Consider the following 3,779-nt stretch of genomic DNA (forward strand, 5'->3'; position numbering starts at 1 on the left):
CCACCTGGATCTACCCGGGCCACGGACACGACACCACCCTCGGCGCCGAACGCCCGCACCTGGCGGAATGGCGCACCCGCGGCTGGTGACGGCGGCGGTGAGGCCGGCTCCGGTATGGCGAGCTCGGCCTCGACGCGCTCACGCCACGGATGCGCTCAGTCCGTTGAGACCTCCTCCGGAACGAGGTGATGCTGACGCTGTGCCTACTGTCCGGGGAAGCCATCGGCAAGATCACCGATCGGATCATCCTGCCGCTACTGCGGCGTCCGCGGTACCGGGCGGAGATGGCCGAGACGCAGCCGCGTCTCGGCCGGGACGGCGCGCCACCGTGAGCTGACCGCGGGCTCCCAGCCTGGCCGGGCCAGCCCGCTCACCAGCCCGGAGAGGATCCGGACCGCGCGCAACGCGTCATGCGACCGGCCCACGGCCAATTTGCGCGCGGCGAGGACGGTCAGCTGGGCCGCGTGCACCGCGGTCCACGACCGGCCCACGTCGTGACGGTGCCGCCGGGCATAGGTGGCGGCTGACCGGCCGAGTTCGGCGTACAGCAGCCCGGACCGCCCGACGGTCTCCCCACCCACATGTACGACCGGCCAGGCGTCGTCCGCCCAGACGATGCGCCCGCCCGCGGCGTGCAACCGGGCGAACAGATCCGTCTCCTCGTAGTACATCCAGTACGACGGGTCGAATCCGCCCAGCCGTAGGAAAATCTCCGAACGGACGGCGAAGAAGGCGCCGACCGGATAGCGCAGTTCCGGCCACCTCTCCACCGCGGCGATCTCGCCCCGTACCGCCGTGTAAGCGTTCGTCCGCGGGCGCGGCAGGACGGCACTCGCCCGCCCCCGCTCGCCCGCCATGCCGCGGATCGGGAAGCCGAGCACGTCGGCGGACGACGCGGCCCAGGCGAGCAGCTTCGGGATCATCGTCGCGGTGTCGGCAGGGACCGTCACGTCACTGTTGACCACCAGGATCCACTCCGGCCGCAGCCCGTCCTCCACGGCACGGCGGACAGCGAGGTTCACCGCGGTACCGTATCCGACGTTCCCGTGCCCCTGGACCACGCGCACACCGTCCGGCAACGCATCATGCCGGGATTTCCCGTCATTCTCCACCAGAAATACCCGGCATTCCTCCATGGCATCCAGTGTGGTCAGCAACCGGTACAGAGACGTCGATCCCCCGTGAGAAACGACGACCGCCAACAGCCTGTGCATCATCCGCCTTCGGCTAGTGCGCCCGCAACGAGCTGCGAAATTTCGGGAAGAATCGGCGAGGAAGGACCACAGCTCACACCGAACGAGTACACACGATCGGCCCTGGAACGTCGAGTATTCCCGCCCGCGCGTCTCCTCGCCCGCGTCAGAGAGATACGTCCCGGCGGCTGGACGTGCACCGATGTACCGCAGTACCCGCCGGAACCAGCATAACCGCTGAGCCAGGGCTGTCCGGCATCCTCGTTCCCGGCGCGTCGCGACACCATTCCTCGATATGTTTCCGGACGCGCGGCGAACCGGGCCCGGTTCGTCACCCGCCTGACGTCACGGGCGGCCCGCCTCCGGGTGAACAGTCGCACTTTCCCGACCAGACCACGGCCCTTGCGCCGATCATGCTCACCGAGGGCCAGGCCACGGCGAGTGCCGTGGCGCTGGCCACCGCCCCGGACGGTCCGCTCACCCGGGACGGGGCGACGGCGTTAGAGAAGCCGCTCGACGCGACGACCCCGCCGGCCCATCGCCCGCTGATCATCGGGGCGCCGCCTGGGAGCCTTCGGCCACGGACCGCGGCTCGGCCACCCCCTCCGGCTCGGCCACCCCCTCCGGCTCGGCCACGGACCGCGGGGCCGGTGGGGTGGTACGCAGCGACCAGACGATGGCCACGATCAATGTCACCGCGATGACGCCGAGCGACAGCGCGATCGGCGGGTGCCACACGTCGGTGAGCAACATCTTCACGCCGATGAAGGCCAGGATGAACGCGAGCCCCGTCGCCAGGTGGTGGAAACGATCCATCAGACCGGAGAGCAGGAAGAACAACGACCGCAGCCCCAGGATGGCCAGGGCGTTGCTCGTGTAGACCAGGAACACCTTGTCGGTCACACCGAGCGCAGCGGGCACCGAGTCGAACGCGAACAGGACGTCGGCGGTCTCGATCATGACGAGGACGGCCAGTAGCGGCGTGGCGACCAGCTTCCCGGCACGCCGAAACACGAAACGCTGCCCCTGATAGTCGTCGGTGACCGGAATGACCTTGCGCAGCAGCGCGATCGCCCTGCTCCGGCCCGGATCCATCTCGACGCCGTTGCCCCGGAGCATCGTGACTGCCGTGTAGAGCAGAAAAGCCCCGAAGACGTAGATGACAAAGCTGAAGCGTTCGAGCAGCGCGATACCGGCCGCGATGAACAGGAAACGGAGCACGAGCGCTCCCAGCACACCGTAGAACAGGACGCGGTGCTGGTAGGCGCGAGGCACCTTGAAATAAGAGAAGATCAGCGCGAAGACGAAGAGGTTGTCGACGGACAGGCTCTTCTCCAGCAGCCACGCGGCGGCGTACTCGCCGGCGGGCCCCGGGCCCTGCCAGGCCCAGATGACACCGGCGAATCCGATGCCCAGCGAGACCCACAGAACGCTCCACCACGCGGCCTCGCGAAAGCCGATGACGTGAGCCCGACGATGTGCCAGCAGGTCGATGGTCAGGAGTGTGAGCAGGACGCCGACGAAGGCGGCCCAGGCCCAGGGGGGCACGTACACAGGTGATCTCCAGTGGTGTCGGAACGCGGCGCCGCGGGCACGCGGCGCGAAACGGTGTCGCCCTGACCGACCGGGCCCCGTTGCCAGCAGTCGGTCAGAGCACACTTCACCCGGCGATGGTCACGCCGAGGAGTAGGAGGGGAGCCGGGTGCCCGCCGCGGCGGGCGGTCAGCGCCAGAAGCCGCCGGGGTGGGCGGGGCGGACCGTGGTGGCGCGCCCGCGCAGCGGGGCGGTCTCCACCGCCTGGTTCAGCTCCACCGGGCCCACCGTTCCGACCAAGCGGAGGCGACCGTCATCCGGGGCGGCGTCGAGGACGACGACGCAGCCCGCGGCCGGCCGCTCCAGAAGTCGGCCGGTGACGCCCGTCAGCTGCTCGTCCGGACGGGCGGTGGCAACCATCTCCAGCGGAATCATGACCCGGTTGATCCGGGCGAGACCTCGATCGTCCATCGGCACGGCGGCGAGGTCACGCAACAGCACCACCCCGGCGAGGGATCCGTCGAAGTCCTCGACCCCGAACACCGCCCTCCGCGAGGGCAGGACGACCTCGTCCAGCGCGCTCGCGACGGTCGTCCAGGCGGACAACGGCGGCGGCGGCGGGCTCATCACGTCCCGGACGGTCAGACCCTCCAGCGCGACGTAGGCCCGCTGCTGCGCCTGGGCGAACCGGGAGGTGCCCAGCGCCAACCAACCCAGCAGGACGGCCCACAGCGCGACGAGCCCAACCAGGAACGACCCGACCACCCCGACGGCGATCAGCGACCAGCCAGTGATCACACCGGCGCGGGCCGCGGCCTGCTCGGCGCGCGCACGACTGCCGGTGCGGCGCTCCACCCGGGCGACGATCAACCGACCGCCGGAGCTGCGCGGGGAGGGGAGGACGTCGACGAGGGTCACCAGCAGCGCGAAGGTACCCACCCACAGGGCCACCTCCCCGGCCAGTTCCCAGGTGCCGGCGGGTGCCAGGGCGCCGAGCACGACGAGCAGGGCCCCGGCGGCGGCGGTGACGAGCAGGCCGGCCCGCGCGATCCG

Annotated in this window: 3 protein-coding genes and 1 pseudogene; 1 reads left to right on the top strand and 3 read right to left on the bottom strand. The window is 70.4% G+C overall.

Annotation, left to right across the window (positions count from 1 at the left end; translation table 11 throughout):
* Nucleotides 1–89: pseudogene (locus ACY45C_RS03215) on the top strand (MBL fold metallo-hydrolase); the annotation flags it as partial.
* Nucleotides 90–254: 165 nt separating this feature from the next.
* Here ACY45C_RS03215 and ACY45C_RS03220 read toward each other — a convergent pair.
* The 3 genes from ACY45C_RS03220 to ACY45C_RS03230 form a co-directional block, all read right to left on the bottom strand.
* Nucleotides 255–1,217, bottom strand: a complete 963-nt coding sequence (locus tag ACY45C_RS03220) for a glycosyltransferase family 2 protein (RefSeq protein ID WP_462186165.1) — start codon at nt 1,215–1,217, stop codon at nt 255–257.
* 525 nt (nt 1,218–1,742) lie between these two features.
* Nucleotides 1,743–2,747 carry a TerC family protein gene (locus tag ACY45C_RS03225; RefSeq protein ID WP_462186166.1) on the bottom strand — a complete coding sequence of 335 codons (1,005 nt, stop codon included), beginning with the start codon at nt 2,745–2,747 and terminating at the stop codon, nt 1,743–1,745.
* Nucleotides 2,748–2,915: 168 nt separating this feature from the next.
* Nucleotides 2,916–3,779: peptidase M50 (locus ACY45C_RS03230; RefSeq protein ID WP_462186167.1), on the bottom strand; the 864-nt coding region annotated here is incomplete at its 5' end.

The organism is Frankia sp. CcWB2 (assembly GCF_977927585.1).